This is a genomic window from uncultured Microbulbifer sp. (assembly GCF_947489355.1).
Classification (GTDB): domain Bacteria; phylum Pseudomonadota; class Gammaproteobacteria; order Pseudomonadales; family Cellvibrionaceae; genus Microbulbifer.
The window spans coordinates 40,328-59,928 of sequence record NZ_CANLDD010000024.1 but is presented as its reverse complement, the minus strand read 5'-3'; the positions used below and the strand labels follow the sequence as shown (position 1 = coordinate 59,928).

The 19,601-nt window shown below is 53.6% G+C and carries 16 protein-coding genes; 12 read left to right on the top strand and 4 right to left on the bottom strand.

Annotation, left to right across the window (positions count from 1 at the left end; genetic code table 11):
• Positions 1 to 36: 36 nt before the first annotated feature.
• Entirely contained in the window at positions 37 to 270 is a 234-nt protein-coding gene (locus Q1A48_RS11600; protein ID WP_299944893.1) for a hypothetical protein, read from the bottom strand.
• A gap of 530 nt (positions 271 to 800) precedes the next feature.
• On the opposite strand from Q1A48_RS11600, the gene Q1A48_RS11595 reads away from it, so the two are divergent.
• The 9 genes from Q1A48_RS11595 (at position 801) to Q1A48_RS11555 (ending at position 9,944) form a co-directional block, all read left to right on the top strand.
• A complete protein-coding gene (locus Q1A48_RS11595; protein WP_299944891.1) occupies positions 801 to 1,508 on the top strand; it encodes a TVP38/TMEM64 family protein in 708 nt (235 codons plus the stop codon).
• Complete coding sequence (locus Q1A48_RS11590) at positions 1,508 to 3,748, top strand: hypothetical protein (protein ID WP_299944889.1); 2,241 nt, start codon at positions 1,508 to 1,510, stop codon at positions 3,746 to 3,748. The genes Q1A48_RS11595 and Q1A48_RS11590 overlap by 1 nt, the downstream gene beginning before the upstream one ends.
• Entirely contained in the window at positions 3,745 to 5,019 is a 1,275-nt protein-coding gene (locus tag Q1A48_RS11585) for a glycosyltransferase (RefSeq protein ID WP_299944887.1), read from the top strand. Before Q1A48_RS11590 ends, Q1A48_RS11585 begins: the two co-directional genes overlap by 4 nt.
• Positions 5,020 to 5,027: 8 nt before the next feature.
• Positions 5,028 to 7,451 (top strand): endonuclease/exonuclease/phosphatase family protein, encoded by a 2,424-nt coding sequence (locus tag Q1A48_RS11580; RefSeq protein ID WP_299944886.1) that lies wholly within the window; start codon positions 5,028 to 5,030, stop codon positions 7,449 to 7,451.
• Positions 7,452 to 7,797: 346 nt separating this feature from the next.
• On the top strand, positions 7,798 to 8,481 hold the full coding sequence (locus Q1A48_RS11575; protein WP_299944884.1) for a Bax inhibitor-1/YccA family protein: 684 nt from the start codon (positions 7,798 to 7,800) through the stop codon (positions 8,479 to 8,481).
• Positions 8,482 to 8,547: 66 nt separating this feature from the next.
• A complete protein-coding gene (tusD, locus tag Q1A48_RS11570) occupies positions 8,548 to 8,940 on the top strand; it encodes a sulfurtransferase complex subunit TusD (RefSeq protein WP_299944882.1) in 393 nt (130 codons plus the stop codon).
• A 2-nt stretch (positions 8,941 to 8,942) separates the two neighbouring features.
• The gene (tusC, locus tag Q1A48_RS11565; RefSeq protein ID WP_299944880.1) at positions 8,943 to 9,305 is read left to right on the top strand and encodes a sulfurtransferase complex subunit TusC; all 363 of its coding nucleotides are present in this window, start codon (positions 8,943 to 8,945) and stop codon (positions 9,303 to 9,305) included.
• A gap of 1 nt (position 9,306) precedes the next feature.
• Positions 9,307 to 9,600: a sulfurtransferase complex subunit TusB gene (tusB, locus tag Q1A48_RS11560; RefSeq protein ID WP_299944878.1), complete on the top strand. Its 294-nt coding sequence runs from the start codon at positions 9,307 to 9,309 to the stop codon at positions 9,598 to 9,600.
• An 8-nt stretch (positions 9,601 to 9,608) separates the two neighbouring features.
• On the top strand, positions 9,609 to 9,944 hold the full coding sequence (locus Q1A48_RS11555) for a TusE/DsrC/DsvC family sulfur relay protein (RefSeq protein WP_299944876.1): 336 nt from the start codon (positions 9,609 to 9,611) through the stop codon (positions 9,942 to 9,944).
• Between the two features lie 6 nt (positions 9,945 to 9,950).
• Here the strand turns inward: Q1A48_RS11555 and Q1A48_RS11550 are convergent, their stop codons facing one another.
• Positions 9,951 to 10,355 carry a secondary thiamine-phosphate synthase enzyme YjbQ gene (locus Q1A48_RS11550; RefSeq protein WP_299944875.1) on the bottom strand — a complete coding sequence of 135 codons (405 nt, stop codon included), beginning with the start codon at positions 10,353 to 10,355 and terminating at the stop codon, positions 9,951 to 9,953.
• A gap of 55 nt (positions 10,356 to 10,410) precedes the next feature.
• On the opposite strand from Q1A48_RS11550, the gene trmA reads away from it, so the two are divergent.
• Positions 10,411 to 11,499, top strand: a complete 1,089-nt coding sequence (gene trmA, locus Q1A48_RS11545) for a tRNA (uridine(54)-C5)-methyltransferase TrmA (protein ID WP_299944873.1) — start codon at positions 10,411 to 10,413, stop codon at positions 11,497 to 11,499.
• A gap of 672 nt (positions 11,500 to 12,171) precedes the next feature.
• Positions 12,172 to 12,555 (top strand): hypothetical protein, encoded by a 384-nt coding sequence (locus tag Q1A48_RS11540; RefSeq protein WP_299944871.1) that lies wholly within the window; start codon positions 12,172 to 12,174, stop codon positions 12,553 to 12,555.
• Positions 12,556 to 12,777: 222 nt separating this feature from the next.
• On the opposite strand, the gene Q1A48_RS11535 is transcribed toward Q1A48_RS11540, so the two are convergent.
• A complete protein-coding gene (locus tag Q1A48_RS11535) occupies positions 12,778 to 13,323 on the bottom strand; it encodes an NAD(P)H-dependent oxidoreductase (protein ID WP_299944869.1) in 546 nt (181 codons plus the stop codon).
• Between the two features lie 431 nt (positions 13,324 to 13,754).
• On the opposite strand from Q1A48_RS11535, the gene Q1A48_RS11530 reads away from it, so the two are divergent.
• Positions 13,755 to 15,710, top strand: a complete 1,956-nt coding sequence (locus Q1A48_RS11530) for an aconitate hydratase (RefSeq protein WP_299944867.1) — start codon at positions 13,755 to 13,757, stop codon at positions 15,708 to 15,710.
• A gap of 517 nt (positions 15,711 to 16,227) precedes the next feature.
• Here the strand turns inward: Q1A48_RS11530 and Q1A48_RS11525 are convergent.
• Positions 16,228 to 19,191 (bottom strand): carboxypeptidase regulatory-like domain-containing protein, encoded by a 2,964-nt coding sequence (locus Q1A48_RS11525; protein ID WP_299944865.1) that lies wholly within the window; start codon positions 19,189 to 19,191, stop codon positions 16,228 to 16,230.
• Positions 19,192 to 19,601 lie beyond the last annotated feature (410 nt).

The window sequence follows — 19,601 nt, the reverse complement described above, 5'->3', positions numbered from 1 at the left end:
ATTCACTTCCCGGATCGCCTGGAGAAATATATCAGCCTATGAGGCTACTTGGCTGACACAGAGTTTTGAACACCCTCGCAAGAAGCCATTGCGGACTACAGCCACACGACCGTCGTTCAGACGGCGGCCTTGAAACTCTTCCATGAAGGCCAACAGCTCTGCCTCCACTGCCTTCTGAAGCAGCTCTCGTGCGCCCTGGCGTAGTAGTTCTATCAGTGGGTCAGCTATCTCCTGTCGATCTGTAAACTTAACAACGGTATTCTTGTCCATAGCGGCGTACACTTGGTTGGTTGACTGTTTGGCAACAACAAATCAACCAGATACGCTGCTTTCTTTCAAACCCTCAAACACCAGAATTGGTTATAGCTCCACTCCAAGCAGCACCGGCGAATATCCATATTGCGAAGCCGCCCTTGAACAACGATTACCCCTATCCCGACAACGGCAAAAGTCCGCCCACTGCGTAAAGGTATTTAAGAAAGACCCAGTAAGTATATGTGCTGCTGACCCGACACTCAGGTACTGCGCCTATCCTTACGCCAGCCTGTTGTTTCCCCAAACTATTCCCATTTGCTATAGCTTTTTATTTTTTAATTATAATTTTGCGAGAATGCACAACTTAGGAGGTTAGGCTTGCGCTGCCTGCATAGGAATCCTTTCGATCCCCCCATTGTTACGTCAAATCCACCCTAAAAAATCTCTCAAACGTCAATATGAGGTTTCACCTGCCGCTGTCCTTTGGCTAGGCTAATAATTGGCGGCGATCAAATCCGTACTATGTGGGTTTCCCAGGCAGTTTTATGTCGGCGAAGTTTCTACCAGTTGCAGCGGTTACTGTGTGCCTTATCGTCGTGGCCGGAGTACTCAGCCTGTTATTTTATTTCGATCTAGATGAACAACTGATCGCGCTACTCCAATGGCTCAACGACCGCGGCTGGCAAACAAGCCTGCTTTTTATCCTGATTATGGCCGCAGCGGTGATCCTGCTCCTACCCGGTGTCATCTTTACCATGGGTGCCGGATTTGTTTTTGGGGTGCCCAAAGGCTCCCTCCTGGTGATCGCCGGCACTCTACTCGGCGCCACTATCGCCTTTCTCAGCGCTCGCCATCTCTTTGGCGAACGGCCATCACGGTGGGTGATGTCCCATATCAAACCGGCAACCATCGGCGAGGTCATTCGGCGTGAAGGGTGGCAGATGGTGATGCTTACACGCCTGGTACCCTTGTTCCCCTTCAAACTTTCCAATTACTTTTTTGGGCTGACACCCCTAAGGCTGCGGGATTTTGTATTGGGGAACACGCTCGGCATCATCCCTCTCAGTGTTAACAACGTCTATGTCGGCTCCATTGCCGCAGATCTGACCTCTCTGGGCAAGGTGGAAGAGCGCACCCCCCTTCAATGGACCCTGTATATCGCGGGTTTTGTCCTGGCGGTAGCGGCCCTGATCGGCCTCACCCGCATGGCGCGTCGCGCCCTCAAAAGAATCGTTCAAGAAGAGGATTTGTAATGCCCTGGATGAAATGGCTGCCATGGCGCTTCTTCGTACGCCGATTCGCCACAGCCCACGGCTTCCTGGACCCTTTGACACTGATGGCGCATCTGCAGCGCTTTGCCGAGCCCTCGGAAGTGAGCGAACCCATTGAACTGTTGCGGGCCGGAGCGGTATTTCACGCGCGCGCATTGATCAACAGCAAGGTAATTCAGCACAATCTGGACTGGGTCTGGCCCTACTGGATCCAGCGCCAGTTCGATCCCCGGGATAAATCCTTTATACCCCGCGCCTTCTCCATCACCCATTGCAACCTCAGTCACCGCAACTGGACCGCAGTGGGGCTGCCGGACTGCGAGGCGCTGCCGGTTGTGGACCCCCGTGGACTGCTCACGCCCCACTATGATGGCTGGTCCATTGATGCCTGGGTGATCAGTGACGCCGGCGATGTATTGACGCCCTCCACCCTTCCCTACTGCAAACAGCACCAGGATCTGGACAATATTGCCGTAGTCACTGAATCCGCCCATAAAAACCTGAAGCTCTGCAACCGCGTACAGGTGAAAGTGCGGCCAAAAGGCCCCTGCTGCACCATGGCGCTTACCGCCAGCTGCAACGGCGGTGGCTGGCTGCTGGTGGTACTGCGCCCCTGCAACCCAGAGGGCGTCAGCTTTGTGCACAAGGTGCGCTTGGCGAGTAATCGCCGGCAATGGCTGATTGAGGGCGGGCCCGCTGTTGAGTTCGGGCAAGCCGCGGACAAACACCTGGCGTCCAACTACCGCAGTGGCGATATTTTCCTGCACCTTAAAGATGAAAAGGGACGTATGCAGGGGGAGTGTGAGGTGGGCATGGCCACGGCGGCAGTCATGTTCCGCATTGAGCCGCACAAACCCCGCAAGCTGGAAGTCTCTATTCCCCTGGCTACCGATACACACGAAGATAAATCTGCCACACCTTGGCAGGATAGCCTGGAGGGGCACTGCGCCCTTCAGGTGCCGGATAAGGACTTCCAATTCCTCTACGATGCTGCGATCCGCACCTTGATCCTGCACTCTCCCAAGGATGTGTATCCAGGCCCCTATACCTACAAGCGCTTCTGGTTCCGCGATGCCACGTTTATGATTCAGTCGCTGTTATTTACCGGGCTGACGAATCGGGCAGAGCGGGCACTGGACCAGTTTCCCCAACGACAAAAACGCGACGGTTTCTTTCACTCCCAGGACGGGGAATGGGATTCCAATGGGGAAGCTCTGTGGATTTTTGACTGCTACTGCCAAATGACCAACAAACCCCTAAAACAGGCCTGGTGCGAACCCGTACTCAAGGGTGCGAAATGGATTATCGGCAAACGGCTGCCGCAGGATGGCAGCCGCTGCGCCGGTCTGCTTCCCGCTGGTTTCAGCGCTGAACACCTGGGTCCCAACGACTGCTATTACTGGGATGACTTTTGGGCTGTGGCCGGCCTGCAAGCAGCCGCTGCCATCTGCACCCGGGAGGGGATCGACGAAAGCGCCCATCGTTTTAACGCTGCAGCCAGTGCATTTCAGCACACCATCAATGAGAGCCTGGCCGGTGCTGAGCGCAGATTGGGCCGCCCGGCGATGCCCGCCTCCCCCAACCGGCGACTGGACGCGGGTGCCATAGGCTCCATAGTCGCCGGATATCCGCTGCAGCTCTACCCCCCAGACGATCCCCGCCTTACCGACCTGGCCGACTACCTGATCGACAACTGCTTTGTCAGCGGTGGTTTTTTTCAGGATATGATCCACTCGGGGATCAACGCCTACCTGACCCTGCATATTGCTCAGGTCCTGTTGCGGGCCGGGGACCGGCGCTGTCATGAGCTAATGAAGAATGTAGCGCGTCTCGCCTCTCCCACAGGCCAGTGGCCGGAGGCGATTCACCCCCTCTCTCTCGGCGGCTGTATGGGAGATGGGCAGCACGCCTGGGCCGCAGCCGAATGGGTTGCCATGCAGCGCAATTGTTTTGTACGGGAAGAGCGGGACACCCTGGTCTTAATCGCGGGTCTGCCGCCGGAATGGATTGGCGACACCACTTCCGGGAAACCCATCCGTTTCGGCCCCGCACCCACCCGATTTGGGGCCATCACCCTGGAAATCATTCCCGGTATCAACCCGACAATATCCTGGAAAGCTGACTGGTATGGCAAGCCGCCAGTCATTTGCGTCAATCCTCCCGGCTACAAACCCACACGGGTTGCGGAAGGCTTGCAACACGTGGAGTTGAGCGCCCAGTGAATATTGTCATGCTCACCAATACCTATTTGCCCCACGTCGGTGGCGTTGCACATTCGATCGCTGCCTTCAGCGCCGAGTACCGCAATCGCGGCCACAAGGTATTGGTGGTTGCGCCGGAATTTCCGAAAAAAATACCCGATGAACAACATGTCCTGCGGATTCACGCCATCCAGAATTTCAACGGCAGTGACTTTTCTGTCGCCCTGCCCTTTTCACTGGACCTGAGTGAGCGGCTGGATAAGTTCCAGCCGGATATCGTGCATGCCCACCACCCCTTTCTGCTCGGCATGACCGCCCTGCGGGTGGCCCGGGAGCGGGAGCTGCCACTGGTATTTACCCACCACACCTTATATGAGCACTACACACACTATGTCCCGGCCGACTCCCAGGTCCTCAAGCGCTTTGTGATCGAGCTGGCTACCCGCTACGCCAACTTAGCGAATCTGGTGCTGGCACCCAGCTTAAGTATCGCCAAGCTGTTGCGGCACCGGGGTGTGCAAACGCCCATTGCCGAAGTGCCTACCGGTGTGCAACTGGAACAGTACGCCAATGGGGACGGCAGCAAAGTACGCCGCCAACTAGGTATTCCCAAGTCTGCATTTGTGGTGGGGCATCTCGGCCGCCTGGGGCGGGAAAAAAACCTGCGTTTTCTGTGTAACGCCGTGGCTGAATTCCTGCAGGCGGAGAAAAACGCTCATTTCCTTTTCGCCGGCAGCGGCCCGCTGCAAGAAGAGTTGCAGCAGATTTTTGTGCAGCGGGGCCTCGCTGAACGTTTGCACATGCCCGGCACCGTGCTGGGCAATTGGCACCGGGATAGTTACAACGCCATGGACACTTTTGTCTTTGCCTCCACCACGGAGACCCAGGGGCTCGTTCTTTCCGAAGCCATGGCCGCAGGCATCCCGGTAATCGCCCTAAACGCCACTGGTGCGCGGGAGGTGGTTCGCGATAGAGTCAATGGCCGCTTGGTCACAGAGGAGAAAACCCGCAGTTTTGTCCAGGCAATCCACTGGCTGCACCAGCTTCCCCAGGAGAGCCGCCACGCTCTGATACGCCAAGCCCGCAGTACCGCACAAGATTTCTCCATGAAAAGCTGTGCCCAGCGCGCCCTGGACCTCTATCAACCCCTGCTCAAGTCCGGTTGGCCCATGGATGACTCCCTGTATGCCCAATGGATGCGGTTGGGCAAGTTGATCGGTGCTCAGTGGGAGATTCTAGAGGGGCTGACCGGGGCCGCAGGCGCAGCCCTCAGCCAAACTCCGGAGCAGTAAGCGCACAAATGTTAAGCCGAATCGGTCTCTCCATCAGGCGCTGGCGCCGCCGTTTTAGCCGCAGTGAATGGATAGCGCACCTACTCGGCCTGCCCAGCAGCAGGCGGCAACCCCACGCTCCCGGGCTGATTCTTATTCAGATAGATGGTCTCGCCTATCCCGAGTTACGCAAGGCTTTGGCAGTGGGCCGCATGCCCTTTTTGAAACGGCTTATGCGCAGGGAACACTACCGTTTGCAACACCTGTATCCGGGCGTGCCCTCAACAACGCCCGCCGTGCAGGCCGAGCTCTTTTACGGCGTGCGCCAGGCCGTACCCGCGTTTGGTTTTCTGGTCCACGAAACCCAAAAGCTCGGGCGTATGTACGACCCCGAAGTGGCCGCACTGGTGGAAAGCAGAATCAACACCCAACAGCGGGACCCGCTGTTGCGCGGCGGCAGCTGTTACCTGAGTCTGTTCCGCGCGGGTACACAGACCGGTGAAGCCCATTTCTGTCCGGCGGACCAGGGCTGGGGGCCGGCATTGCGCAGTTCCAACCCGCTAACGGTGTGCATGCTGATATTAACCAATATCTGGAGTCTGTTTCGCACCGGCGCGCTGATTCTGCTCGAATTGTTACTCTCACTGGTGGACTTCGTACGCGGCATCATCCAGGGCCAGGACTTGCTGAGAGAGCTGATGTTTATCCCCACGCGGGTGGGCATCACGATCCTCACACGGGAACTCTGTACTATGGGTGTGAAGGTCGATATTGCCCGCGGCCTGCCCATTATCTACGTCAACCTGCTGGGCTACGACGAGCAGTCCCACCGTCGCGGCCCGCGCTCGGCCTTCGCCCATTGGGTGCTGAAAGGGATCGACGATGCCGTGGCGCGCATCTGGCGCGCTGCGCACGCAGCAGACCGACGTCATTACGATGTATGGATCTTTTCGGATCACGGCCAAGAGCAGACACAACCCTATGCAGAGCGTTACGGCCGCAGCCTCGGGGACGCCCTGTCGGAGGCCCTCTCGGGCCTGTGTGAAACACTGGAAATCCCGCCGGGGCATGGCTCATGCGGCGTTCAACTGGAACGAAAGCGCCTGTTTGGCAGCGAATGGATGGATAAAGCCTGGGAGCCGGAAGACGCCACCCGAAAGGAGGGCAACCGGCCACTGGCCCTGACGGCCCTCGGACCACTGGCGATGCTCTACAATGTGGAACTCACCGGCGTCAGCAGGTCGCAAGTAGCCAGAACCATCGTTGAGCAGGCGCATGTGCCGCTGGTACTCTATCGGGTCGACCCCAAGTCCCGTTCATCCCCAGTGCACGGCTGGTGGAAACACGGCCCCGTACGCCTGCCGGAGGATGGCCGCAAATTGATGGGGGATCAGCATCCCTATCCCCATCAGGCCATCGCCGATATGGCCAGCCTATGCGGCCACCCGGATGCCGGGGATTTCATGATGTACGGCTGGTGTGCCGGGGAGCGACAACCACTCACCTTCGCGATGGAAAACGGCAGCCATGGCGGTGCGGGGCCCAATGAAACTCAGGCCTTTGCCCTGATGCCGGAGGATATCCAGCCACCGGACCCCAGGCTGGGATACTGGCGCCCGCAGGACCTGCGCTCAGCCGCCAGGGCCTACCTGCGCGGCGCCCGCCCTATGAAGGTGCACAAACACAGGCGGCCACAGGAAATCCTCAGAGTGATGACATACAACGTGCATAGCTGCCGCGGCGTGGACGGTACCCTCTCTCCCCAGCGCATCGCCAGGGTGATCGCCCGCTACAGGCCCGATATTGTCGCCCTGCAGGAACTGGATGTTATGCGCAAACGCAGCGGAGGACTGGACCAGGCAGAACGGTTGGCGCGATTGCTAGCCATGGAAATGCACTTCCAGCCGGCCATCAACCTTGAGGAAGAGCGTTACGGTGACGCCATCCTCACCCATTTGCCTGTCCGGCTCGTAAAGAGAGGAATATTACCGGGTCCACCCAAGGATAAAGGCCGCCTTTTCAACCTGGCTCCCAATGAGCCCCGCGGCGCTGTCTGGGTGGAGGTTGAGCACAATGGCAACCGGTTACAAATCATCAACACACACCTGGGACTTTCCCGTGCCGAGCGCCTGCGGCAGGTGGATGCACTCCTGGGACCCGAATGGTTGAATAACCCTCGCTGCATAGGGGAGCGGATTTTACTTGGTGATTTCAACGCCCTGCCCAATTCCGCCGAATGCAGACGTTTGGGGGGGTATTTGCGCGACGCACAGGAACAGGCCCCTCAGCACACCCCCACGGGGACGTTTCTCAAGGTGCGTATTGACCATTTATTCCTTAGTGCCGGCCTCACGGTGAAGGAGGTGTGTATTCCCCGCACCGCACTCACCCGCAGGGCCTCTGACCATCTTCCATTGATCGCCGATATCGAAGTGCCATTCAGGGCGGGCTGAAGCTGGCGCCCTTGAAAAACGGCGGCCAACCCCCAACAATAAGCGGAGAGGTTTCGACTAAATCCCTACAGATATAAGGGGCTTGTCGAGCGAGAACAAACTTTTAGCCACGCGTATTTATCCGCAAAACCAGTAGAATTCAGTACGGGGAAAGGCCAGGTTGAACCACCTGCAAGCCCCTAAATACCGGTTACTTCGCCCAGGTATCCCGTAGTTTCGAGGCGCAAATCAAACCGGTGGTGGAATTTCTAGTTGGGTGCCGGGTCAATATAAGGGATTTCCCGACTTGATGGTCCCCACTGCGGGCTATATGATTCCGATATCAATTCATAGCAGGAGCCGCTTAATGCAACCGCAAACTTATTCACATACCCGCGCACAGGACCGCTCGGAATCGACGAAGGTGTTGCGCAATACCTATGCCCTGTTGGCTATGACCGTCCTTTTCAGTGCCGCTACCGCCGGAATTGCCATGGCTTTGGGCATGGGCCGCGGCGTGGGCCTTATCTGTTCCCTGACGGCACTGGCCCTGATCTGGTTTGTACTACCGCGCACTGCTAACTCCAGCGCCGGTATTGGCGTTGTCTTTGCATTTACCGGTTTGTTGGGCGCTTCTATCGGCCCACTGCTCAACCATTATCTGGGTCTTGCTGGCGGTGGCCAGATTGTTATGCAGGCTCTGGGAACCACTGCAGTGATCTTCTTTGCCCTGTCCACCTATGTACTGACCACCCGCAAGGATTTCAGTTTTATGGGCGGCTTCCTGTTTGTTGGCCTGATTGCCGTACTGGTTTGCGCCCTGGGTATGCTAATCGCCGGTTTCTTCGGTCTTTACCTGCCCCTGGCCAGTGTTGCCCTGAGCGGTGTTATCGCCCTGTTATTCTCGGGTTTTATCCTGTATGACACCAGCCGCATTATTCACGGGGGTGAGACAAATTACCTGATGGCGACTACAGCCCTGTACCTGGATATCCTGAACCTGTTCACTGCCCTGCTCCATATCTTCGGATTTGCCTCTTCCGACGACTGACAGGCAGCTGTTGTTGCGCTATTTTCAATGCCCCGCAGCGCGGGGCATTTTACTGTTCGGCCCCCTATGAAATTTTCCCTGGCAGTCTACTCTGCGCCCTACAGCGCCCAATCCGCATCCAGCGCCCTGCGGTTTGCCAGGGTGCTGTTGGCACAGGGGCACGAAATTTACCGGGTATTCTTCTATTGTGACGGTGTGCAAAACGGCAACAGCCTCACAGCCCCTCCCCAAGACGAGACAGACCTGATCGCCCAATGGCAGGAACTGCAGCGCCGGTATCACCTGGACCTGGTGATTTGTATCGCCGCAGCACAGAGGCGCGGGGTACTCAGTGAACGGGAGGCGAAGCGCCTGGAAAAACCTGCTGCAAACCTGGCCGATGGGTTTGAACTGGCTGGTCTCGGCCAATTGGTGGATGCCGTGGCGCATTCCGAGCGCCTGGTAACCTTCGGAGGGTGATCATGAGCCACAGCACAATCGCCCTCTGCCGCACTCCCCCCTATGGCAGTGCCATTGCCCGAGAGGGACTCGAAGCAGTGCTGACATCTGCAGCTATGGAGCAGGAGATCGACCTGCTTTTTCTTGGGGACGGCATTTTCCAGTTGCTTGATCACCAGTCGCCGGAAGAGATCGGACAAAAGAGCCTGCGCCGCAACCTGCTCGCATTGCCTATGTTCGGGATTGAGCAGGTGCTTGTTTGCCATAAGAGTCTCAGAGATCGAACAATCACCCTCGATCAGGTGCAAATTCCCGGTGTTGAAGTGAAGACAATCCGGGAGCCAGGTACCCTTATCGCCGCCTACCACTGTGTCTTGAGCTTTTAGGATGACCTTGCATATTGTTAACCAATCTCCGTTCAGCTCAAATGCTCTACAGGATTGCCTGGAGAACTTTGCCCAAGGAGATGTTTTGCTCCTGATTGAGGATGGCGTTTACGCCCTGCAGGGTGAATTTTTCCGGGCCATCCCTGGCGCGCGGATTTACTGTCTGGAAGTGGATACAGCCGCGCGCGCCCAGGAAGCCACAGCGTCGGCAAAACCCAATGTAGAGGTGATTAACGATATCCGCTGGGTGCAGCTCTGCACGCAACACAATCCCATCGTCAGCTGGTTTCGTTGACACTGACTATGCGTAATCTAGATGTGGAAGGCCGTAAAATCCCTCTGGACAAGGAGGGCTACCTGCGCGAACTGTGCGACTGGAGCCCCTCGGTAGCCGTGCAACTGGCACAGGCAGAGGGTATCGAACTGACGGAGGCCCATTGGGAAGTGATTAAACTGCTGCAGGAATTCTATCACCGGTTTGAGCTATCCCCAGCGATGCGCCCTCTGGTTCACTATATTCGCCAGCACCTGGGCGCAGACAAGGGCCGCAGTATCTATCTGATGCAGTTGTTTCCGCCCAGCCCGGCCAAGATCGCCAGTAAAATCGCCGGCCTCCCCAAACCCACCAACTGTCTGTAGCCACCGCTACAAGTGTAAAATAATTCGCCGCTGCCCGTGTTTATGGCGGTGCTCCCAAAGGTAGATACCCTGCCAGGTACCCAACATCAAACGGCCGCCCTGAACAGGAATAGACAGGCTCGCCGCAGTCAGTGCCGATTTGATATGGGCCGGCATATCGTCTGGACCTTCCTGGGTGTGGGTGTAGAGACCACCGCGCTCGGGCACTAGCCGATTGAGCCAAGCCTCCAAATCCTCGCGTGCACTGGGGTCGGCATTTTCCTGAATCAACAGGCTCGCCGATGTGTGCTGAATAAACAGCGTACAGAGTCCTTCGTCCACCTCCTGCAGGGCAAGCCAGCCCGCAACCTGCCGGGTAAACTCGTACAGCCCCTGCCCGTGCACCCTGACTGCAATCTTACCTATTGCCATACGGATTCCTTTATAATGCGCACCCGCCCTGTAATTGTGACTACTGTATTTTAATATGGCTCTACACCGCGCGAACACCGATGACTATCAAGACCAGTTGTACAACAAGGCCCAACGCCTGAGGGAAGCATATCGGGAATTTACCACATTGGAACCGGAACTATTCCCATCCCCACCCAGCCACTACCGTTTGCGGGCTGAATTCAAGATCTGGCATCAGAACAACACAGCGTACTACGCCATGTATCGTCAGGGTGAACATAAAAAACCCTTCATTATAGATACCTTCACTATTGGCTCCAAGCTGATGAATCAGCTGATGCCTGTCGTCCTTAAAGTCATCAATGGCTGTGAAATACTGCGCAAACGCCTCTTCTCCGCCGAGTTTCTCACGACCATGAGCGGCGATGCACTGATCACCCTAATTTACCACAAGAAACTGGACGAGACATGGAAGCAAGAGGCCCGCGCTCTGCAGGACAGGCTCGGCTTTCCGATCCTTGGCCGCTCGCGCAAGCAAAAGGTAGTACTGGCGCGGGACTATGTAACGGAACAATTGGAGATTGACGGCGAGCAATACCAGTACAAACAGGTGGAAGGCAGCTTTACCCAACCCAATGGCGAAATCTGCCGCTCTATGATCCATTGGGCCAAACGGGTTTGTGGAAACGATACCAGCGATCTGCTGGAACTGTACTGCGGCAATGGCAATTTCACTATTCCATTAAGTAAAAATTTCGAAAACGTGTTAGCCACTGAAATATCCAAAGTCTCGGTGAAGTCTGCCTGGGAAAATATCCGTGCAAATGGTGTCACCAACCTAAACATCGTACGCCTGTCCAGCGAAGAATTAACCCAGGCCATTGACAAGGTACGCCCCTTCCGACGTCTTTCAGACATTGATCTGGATTCCTACAATTTTGGTACTGTGCTGGTGGATCCACCACGCGCGGGCCTGGACAAAAACACCTGCGCAATGGTGGCCCGCCTCCCACGGATTCTCTATATTTCCTGTAACCCGACAACTCAACTGGAAAACCTGAAACTGCTGAGCAAGACACACAGCATCGAACAGTTTGCTTTGTTCGATCAGTTCCCCTATACAGAGCATACTGAAACCGGACTGTTATTAACTCGTCAATAAAGAAGGGGTTCATGAGCGACCTTCTAGCCACTTGCATCCTTTGACCCCAAAAAACAGATATAAAAACCACACAGGGCCATTTCAGAGGTGCGATTGACTATCATCTCACATACAATACTGCCCCGACTCAGTCAGTTAACATTTCCTCATTTTAAAATATACATACAACCAGATTAACGGAAAATCTTATTGAGGATAAAGTTTAACGTGAAGGACTCAAATCGCCCCCGGTAGGGACGACATCGGCACTCAAGATTTACAAATATATCCAATGCCTGGGGTTTCAAATGCGTTGGCATATCTGGTTGATTTACGAATACCAGCCTGCTCCCCTCCGAGATCCGGTCAGAATTAAAATAAGTGGCAGGTCAGTCACCTTACAATCAACTCAATCAGACGTCGGAGTGAACCTCACTCGCAGCAGTAAGCAGAAATAGTTAATTCTAGAACCTCTTACAGCGCTGGCTCCAGATACTACCCCGAGGAAATTAATTAGAACGTTCTTTGGCCATTATTTGAACATCATAAGAAATCACTACTTGCAAAGCCCTCATTATCGCATTGCATTCTTAAAATTCACGCTTTAGCAACCGAACTATCCACCAGCGCATATTGGGACAGCACACCCAATTGAGTAGACTTGTTGCCAAGTTGGGAGAAGGAGACATCATTATGCGTTATTTACTTTCTTTGGTACTGCTATTCTCTCTTGCCGGTTTCAGCTATGCGCAAGAGCGCTTAACACAGCTTCCGTCTAACGCTGCCACAGTGCAGATTCTTGGTAAGACCTATTATCAAAGTGGTAACACTTTCTATCGCTTTGATGAAAATAGTAGATACTTCTATCAAGTACAGCCCCCGACTGTACTGCCCAGATACCAGCAACCAACAGACATGTCGGTCCGTGGTAGATGGCATCATCCCGAGATGGGTCTGACTCGAGATCAGGTAGAAGGTTGTCGTAATGCCGCTGCTGATAAATCTAATGCCAATCCATCTATAGGAGGCAAGATTTATATCAGGGAATACCATAGGTGCATCGGCAACCTGCGTTAATAGGAATACACTGCAAATACCAGAATCATAAACTCAAAGGACCTGTTGCCAACCAGTTCAACCCACTGGTTGGCGTCTTTTTGATGTACTTTTAAAGAGCTATCCAGGCAACAAGTGTGCAATTCATTAGACTGCTCAATGTTCAGCTACATTTTGAACCCCTGAAACGCCAGCGCGCCTATAATTTACTGCTTTCCGGGTCAGGTTAATAACTGATCCCTCTCAGGCATGCACCATCCTTTTCATACTCTGCATCTGTTTCTGTACCAGCTCCACCAGCTTGGGGTCGTTCAATTGCCCCTGGTGATCAAAAGCTCTGGAAGCGTCACTGAGCATGATCTCAGGTTCATTGAGAACCCAAGCATTTAAAAATACCATGACCTGGCGCAAATGGTATTGGCATCGACAGGTGCCCATGCGGCCAGGACTGGCACCCATAATGGCGACCGGTTTATTGTAGAATCCTTGGGGTTGATATCGGGATAGCCAGTCAATGGCATTTTTTAATACTCCGGGAATAGAGTAATTATACTCTGGCGTGACTATTAGTATGGCATCTGCGCCAATGAGCAGTTGATTCAGTCGATCAACACTGTCAGGAAATCCAACATTTTTTATTTCCTCGTTGTACAACGGTAAATCGCTGAGGTTACCCAGAGAGAATTCCAGTTCCCTGGGTGCCAGTTGAATGGCTTGATGCAGCAGCTTTTTATTAAAGGATTCTTGCCTAAGGCTGCCGCACAGGGCCAACACAGTAATGGAACTCATATTATCGTTCTCGATAGAGGTATTGTATTGAGTTTAGCTAGGTTATTGATTTCATTAGATGTTTTATATGACATTCTGGACGGGTATTCTGGTTTCCGTTGCCAAAATCTGGCCGGCTACTCCCGCTGTACTCTCTTATTTTTAGCAGGCTCTATAAGTAAAAGCTGTATGGCAGCCAGCATTTGCCGAAGCACACCGCCATCAAAGGAACTGATGCAGGTCATACGTTTGCCTGTGGTAAAAAGACAGCATCTTTCGCATCGCGTCAAATACAACAAGCCCAAGGACCATACCACTGTACTGGATACGAACAACGAGAGCGGGGCCATAGCCACAAATTGGCCCTTTTACGCTGAACTACAATGGGCGTGACTGTAATAAGCCGCAGGTGGTGTTCTCCAGCGACAGAATCTGCATTCAAGGGTACCCATATGACCATGAACCTGGCACAGAAACTTATCCAAACTCATCTCGTCAGTGGCAATCTGGAGCCCGGCAGCCCAATAACGATCCAGATCGACCAAACCCTGACCCAGGATGCCACCGGCACCCTCGTGATGCTGGAATTTGAAGCGCTGGGATTGTCGCGGGTAAAGACCGAGATCTCCGCTCAGTATGTGGATCACAACCTGCTGCAGACCGATTTCAAGAATGCCGACGACCATCTGTTCCTACAGAGCGCCTGCCGTAAATTCGGGCTTTGGTTTTCGCGCCCCGGTAATGGCGTCAGCCACCCGGTGCATATGTCCTGCTTCGATATTCCCGGCAAAACATTACTCGGCTCCGACAGCCACACCTGCGCGGCCGGCTCCATGGGTATGCTGGCCATAGGCGCAGGTGGCCTGCAAGTGGCCATGGCTATGGCCGGCACGGCCTTCCCGCTGAAGATGCCAAAAGTGCTTGGCGTTAAGCTCGAAGGCGAGCTGCCCTCCTGGGTGAGCGCCAAAGACATCATCCTGGAAATGTTACGCCGGCAGACAGTCAAGGGCTGCGTGAACAAAATCGTTGAATACTATGGCCCCGGCCTTGTGAAATTGACGGCGATGGACCGTCACGTAATCGCTAATATGGGTCAGGAGATGGGGGCTACTGCCAGTGTATTTCCTGCCGATGAGGCGGTAAAATCCTTTCTGAAACAACAGCAGCGGGAAACTGATTTCGTCGAAATGAAAGCCGACGAGGGTGCGAACTACGATGAAAATGACACCATTGATTTATCCAAACTCGAGCCACTGATTGCCTGCCCCTCCAGTCCGGACAAGGTGGTCGCTGTTCGCGATGTGGCAGGTCGCCCTATCTACCAAAGCTATATTGGTTCTTCCGCCAACCCGGGCCTGCGGGATTTCGCGATACCTGCACACATGGTCACCGGTCGCCACATTGCCGATGATGTCTCTTTCGATATCAATCCAACCTCGCGCCAATTACTTGAGGAAATCAGCCGCACTGGGGATTTGACAAAACTGCTCGAAGCCGGCGCGCGGTTACACCAAACCGGCTGCGGCGGTTGTATTGGTATGGGACAAGCGCCAGCCAGTGGTCGCATCAGCTTGCGCACAGTACCACGGAATTTCCCCGGTCGTTCCGGCACTGCGGAGGACCAAGTCTATCTATGCAGCCCCGAAGTCGCCACCGCCAGCGCACTGAAAGGCGAGATTACCGATCCCCGCGACCTGGATATGGACTACCCGACTTTTCAGGAGCCGGAACAGCTGCCGGATATTCGTCCGCAACTGCAGCCTCCACCAGAAATCCCCGTAGCCGTTGAGCTGATCAAGGGTCCAAATATTAAACCTCTACCGGACTTTGATCAGTTACCGGGCAGTTTAACGGGCCCTCTGCTACTCAAAGCCGGCGACAATGTTTCCACCGATGAAATACTCCCCGCCGGCGCGGAGATACTGCCGCTGCGCTCCAATATCCCCGCTATCAGTCGCTATACCTTTTCCAGAATCGATGAAAACTTTTATCAACGCGCGAAGAACCTGAACGGGGATTGCTATGTGGTCGGCGGGGAAAACTACGGACAAGGCTCCAGTCGCGAACATGCTGCCATATCTTCGCGCTACTTGGGTGTTCGCTGCATAATCGCAAAAAGCATGGCGAGGATCCACCGACGCAATCTCGTAAACTTTGGCGTGCTGCCTTTGCTTTTTGATAATCCAGGTGATTACGATCGTCTCAAGCAGGATATTGTATTGGAAATTGACCAGCCAATCGACCAGCTAAAATCGGGCAAGCCGATAGAATTAAAAGTACCTTTACCTGGTGACAGTATTTATCTGCGGCACGATCTATCAGAAGATGAGATCCAAATATTGGAAGCTGGCGGTCTGATTAATGCGGTGCGAGAGCAGCGCTCAGAAATGCCCGACCAGACTGCGTGAGTATTCACTGGATAAATGCCATTAAACCATGTACAGCATCGCTCGCAAAACCGCCAAGCTGTGTAAGGTGCCCCCTACGGAAGACTTCTCAATGACGTTAGTGTACTTTGCTATCCAAGCCTACTCACAAATGAACAACCCGAGGATGTTCAAGCCGATGGCACTTTTCACACTCTTAATTTGTTCTCGAATCATCTGCTCATCCAGGCCAGTAGTGCAAACATAATAGCCCCTGACCCAGAAATATTGGCTCTGTCAATCTCTCTTGCTATGGACCCCTAAATGAACCTCCCGGTTCATGGGAGGCCATAGTTTTACACTGCACGACTGAACGGCAGAGCCTTGTCAAGTTTCACCGCCAAGGGCAGTGGTTTATCCGTATACTCATTATTCGTAGATATATTCCCCTTCTTATCCTTGGATGACGCGTGATTGGGCCTGCAAACCGACATTGTCGGAATACTATGAAGCAGGCCCTATTCACCATTTCTATCTCCTAGAACATGCAAAAACAGGCTTAGAAGGATAAGCGAGTACCCAAATAGAAGCGGCGAGGCGCGACCCATTCAACCTCCTGACCGAAGTCATATTCGCCGTCGCCTGATACCAGATCCTGCTCGCGGATACCGGCCTGGTCGTTTAGCACATTGAAAATATCCAAAAAAAACTCCGCCTCGTATCCTGCAATCTGAAAGCTGTATTTCATCCGGGCATCCAGGGTTCCATAGGAACTGGCAACTTGGCTGCCAACCGCATCGGAATCTACCCAATTCTCGATAATACCGCCACTTTCATAGGCATCTTCTACCTGCACAGGCAGGTGTCGACCGGAAATACTGAAGGTCTTGCTATACACCAATCCGGAATTCCAGCTGTATACCAATCCCAGTTCAATGCCGTTGTCAAAGAAATACGAGCCTGCAACCTTGAACAGGTGTTCGATATTGCCTGGCTGGTCGCTATATACTCCCGGTGCACGGGGATCCAGCCAGATCACGTCCCCCTGAAAGTCTGCGTCCCCATCGGAGTTGGAATTGCCTGAAGCCAGGTTATAAGTGTAGGAAGCCAGCATCTGCCAGGTATCACTGCGACGCTTACGGAAAGTGAATTCCACTCCGTCGTACTCGCGTTTACCGCCTTTCAGTGTGGCAATCGTATAGTTCGGAATATCCCCAAGTCCATCCAAACCGAAGTAGGACAGCGGCAGCGCGTACTGGCCCGACTGATCCGGGTCGGTGTACAGCGCCAAATCGTAGTCTTCCAGCAGGTCCTCGGTAACCCTGTTGGTATAGGTGACCTCGGCGCTCATATCATCGCCCAGGGACATCGAGTACCCGAGCATAAACTCGTCTGTGTACGGCGTTTTTGTCGTGGATGCAATGTTTGCATCGCCTGGGCCACGAGTACGAAAGGTCAACCAACGATCACCAATATAAACTTGTTCGTCCCTCACAAGGCCGGTAACCGTGCCTGCAAACGAAGTCATATCGGTACGAATAGGGTCGTAGTAGCGACCGTAGAAACCCCATAACTTGCGATCCCCATCACCATTGATGTCATAGGTCACACCGAGGCGCGGAGCGAACTCCCAGTCAAAAGTAAAAATGCTGGAACCATCACTGGCGAAATGCTCCCATTGCTCGGCACGCACCCCGGCATTGACGGTCCACTTACCGTAGCTCCATTTGTCCTGGACATAAAAAGCGTTACCTTGGGTTTTTACCGTGAAAGGTTCGTTAGATGTCTCTATAATCCGATAAGCATTGATCGTACCATCTGGATTACCGGCAGCACTGGAGAAACTCAGCGCTTTTAGCTCGCCTTCAGTGATCACATCGTCATTATCCGCGTCTAACAAATCGTAGTAAAAGTTGCTATCCGCACTGGCATTTATCGCGTTGATAATAAACCCGGCATCACCGCCTGAGAACGGAATTTCACCGCGCCAAGCTTCATCAAGCATATCTCCAAAAGTGGCACCGCTATTGATATTAGCGACGGAATTATACTGAGCACCTTCACCGCCGGTATATTGCAGATGGCGAGTGCGTTCATTTTCCGTATAGGAATAGCCCGTCGTGATGTCATGACTACCCCAATTGGTATCCAGAAAGTACGCGAAAGTGGCAGCCCATGTATCTTTATTGCGAAACTGGAGACTATCCGATCCACGCCCACCTAAGTTCAAATCTGACAGGGACGGGTTGCTGACATCGGCCAGGTAAGCGACATCATTCCGCGTGGACTTTTCTGCGGCGAAGGTACTGATTTCGGCCTCGTGCTTTGCAGCCTCCAGGATCAGGACCATATTGTCCCAGGAGTGAGAATACTCGAGCTTGTAGTTGTCGCCGCCCTGACGTTGCGTTCTATCGCGGTTATTCAACACACTGGAGTCCCGCGAACCGCTGATATCAACAGGGTCGTTAAAGAAAGTGGCGATGAGTTTGTCATTTTCTGTCATCTGCCAGGATAGCTTGGCGAAACCCAGGTCGTCCGATCTTTCCACTTTGCGCAGAAATTCACCACCTGCTGAGAAGACATCGTCCTCACGCTCCTTGATCTGGTAGGAGCTGAAGAACCAGAGCTTGTCCTGAATGATCGGGCCACCCAAGGTAAAGGCGCTGTCAAAGGTAGAGAACTTATTGCCTTCCAGATGTCGGTTGTCGGCAACCAGACCATCGTCCTGCATATAGTAGTTTACGGAGCCATGAAAATCGTTACCCCCGGACTTGGTAATAACGCGGGAAACCAGCCCGCTACCACCTTCATATTCGGCCGGCAGACCGCCGGTGAGAACGTGCTGCTCCTGAATAATCTCAGAGTTCACCGAACCACCAAAAGTGCCGGTTACATTATCGGTTACATTGACGTTGTCGATGTAATATAAATTGTCGGACGAAAAGCCTGAGGTCCGTCCTCTGGCATCCGGAACATCACTGTAGTTTACTCCAGACTTGGAGGATGGGTTGCCGCCGGCGGAGGGCTTTGTGCCCGGCGCCAGCTGCAGGTAAGCTTGATAGTTTCGCCCAGTTGGCAGCGATTCGGTCAGATCTAGGGTGATGTCCTGACCGACAACAGTAGAGGTGGTATCAACCAGCCGCACCCGCTGGCCAGTTACAATCACCTCCTCGATAACATCATCGGAAGCCTTCAGTTCGAAACTCAGCGCATAGCTTTGGCCGGATACTACCAACACGTTCTCGCTCTTTACGGGCTGATAACCGGCTCCGCTAACTTCAACTTCGTATTTTGCCGAGGGATCCAACCCCACCAGCCTGATTTCACCGTTTGTGTTAGTCACCCCTTGCTTTGTGGTCAAGCTCTCAGGGGTATGGACGCCAACCTCAGCCCCAGCGACAGGATTCCCCGCGTCATCCGTAACTGTGATGCGCAGAGAGCCGGTATCTGCCAATGCACTGCCACAATAGACTGTGAAGCTGATCGCTGCCCCAAGCAGACTCTTGGTAAATTTTCTATTCATTATAATTACTCTATCTTTCCTTAGGTTTGAATAATTACTGCTTTTGTTTTGCTAAAATAGAGAGCAATGAGAAGGCTCAATAGAGTTGATTAATGAGTGCTTGTAAAGCAGGTCCATAATGAAAATCCATGGCCTTCTCAATAAAGCGGCCCCTCCTTTACAGCTCCCCCAGGATACCATTTAGCGCAGGACATAGCCCAAAAAAAACGTTGTGCGGAAAAAACAGTAAAGGCAGGTATGGGGGCTCTGATCGCTTTATCCTTGGCAATCATGTCAGCATCTGGCTCACCTTGATTGCCTATTCTGGTTTATTTGATTATTTTTCAGAATTTGCAGAATCGGCAATCAAGTTTTTACAGATCTATTCGTAACGTATCGATTAATATAAGCCCGCCCAACAGGCTTGGATT

Bases quoted from the DNA above. Each gene is read 5' to 3' on its own strand.
- Q1A48_RS11600 (WP_299944893.1), bottom strand. From the start codon at position 270: ATGGACAAGAATACCGTTGTTAAGTTTACAGATCGACAGGAGATAGCT.
- Q1A48_RS11595 (WP_299944891.1), top strand. From the start codon at position 801: ATGTCGGCGAAGTTTCTACCAGTTGCAGCGGTTACTGTGTGCCTTATC.
- Q1A48_RS11590 (WP_299944889.1), top strand. From the start codon at position 1,508: ATGCCCTGGATGAAATGGCTGCCATGGCGCTTCTTCGTACGCCGATTC.
- Q1A48_RS11580 (WP_299944886.1), top strand. From the start codon at position 5,028: ATGTTAAGCCGAATCGGTCTCTCCATCAGGCGCTGGCGCCGCCGTTTT.
- Q1A48_RS11575 (WP_299944884.1), top strand. From the start codon at position 7,798: ATGCAACCGCAAACTTATTCACATACCCGCGCACAGGACCGCTCGGAA.
- tusD (WP_299944882.1), top strand. From the start codon at position 8,548: ATGAAATTTTCCCTGGCAGTCTACTCTGCGCCCTACAGCGCCCAATCC.
- tusC (WP_299944880.1), top strand. From the start codon at position 8,943: ATGAGCCACAGCACAATCGCCCTCTGCCGCACTCCCCCCTATGGCAGT.
- tusB (WP_299944878.1), top strand. From the start codon at position 9,307: ATGACCTTGCATATTGTTAACCAATCTCCGTTCAGCTCAAATGCTCTA.
- Q1A48_RS11555 (WP_299944876.1), top strand. From the start codon at position 9,609: ATGCGTAATCTAGATGTGGAAGGCCGTAAAATCCCTCTGGACAAGGAG.
- Q1A48_RS11550 (WP_299944875.1), bottom strand. From the start codon at position 10,355: ATGGCAATAGGTAAGATTGCAGTCAGGGTGCACGGGCAGGGGCTGTAC.
- trmA (WP_299944873.1), top strand. From the start codon at position 10,411: ATGGCTCTACACCGCGCGAACACCGATGACTATCAAGACCAGTTGTAC.
- Q1A48_RS11540 (WP_299944871.1), top strand. From the start codon at position 12,172: ATGCGTTATTTACTTTCTTTGGTACTGCTATTCTCTCTTGCCGGTTTC.
- Q1A48_RS11535 (WP_299944869.1), bottom strand. From the start codon at position 13,323: ATGAGTTCCATTACTGTGTTGGCCCTGTGCGGCAGCCTTAGGCAAGAA.
- Q1A48_RS11530 (WP_299944867.1), top strand. From the start codon at position 13,755: ATGACCATGAACCTGGCACAGAAACTTATCCAAACTCATCTCGTCAGT.
- Q1A48_RS11525 (WP_299944865.1), bottom strand. From the start codon at position 19,191: ATGAATAGAAAATTTACCAAGAGTCTGCTTGGGGCAGCGATCAGCTTC.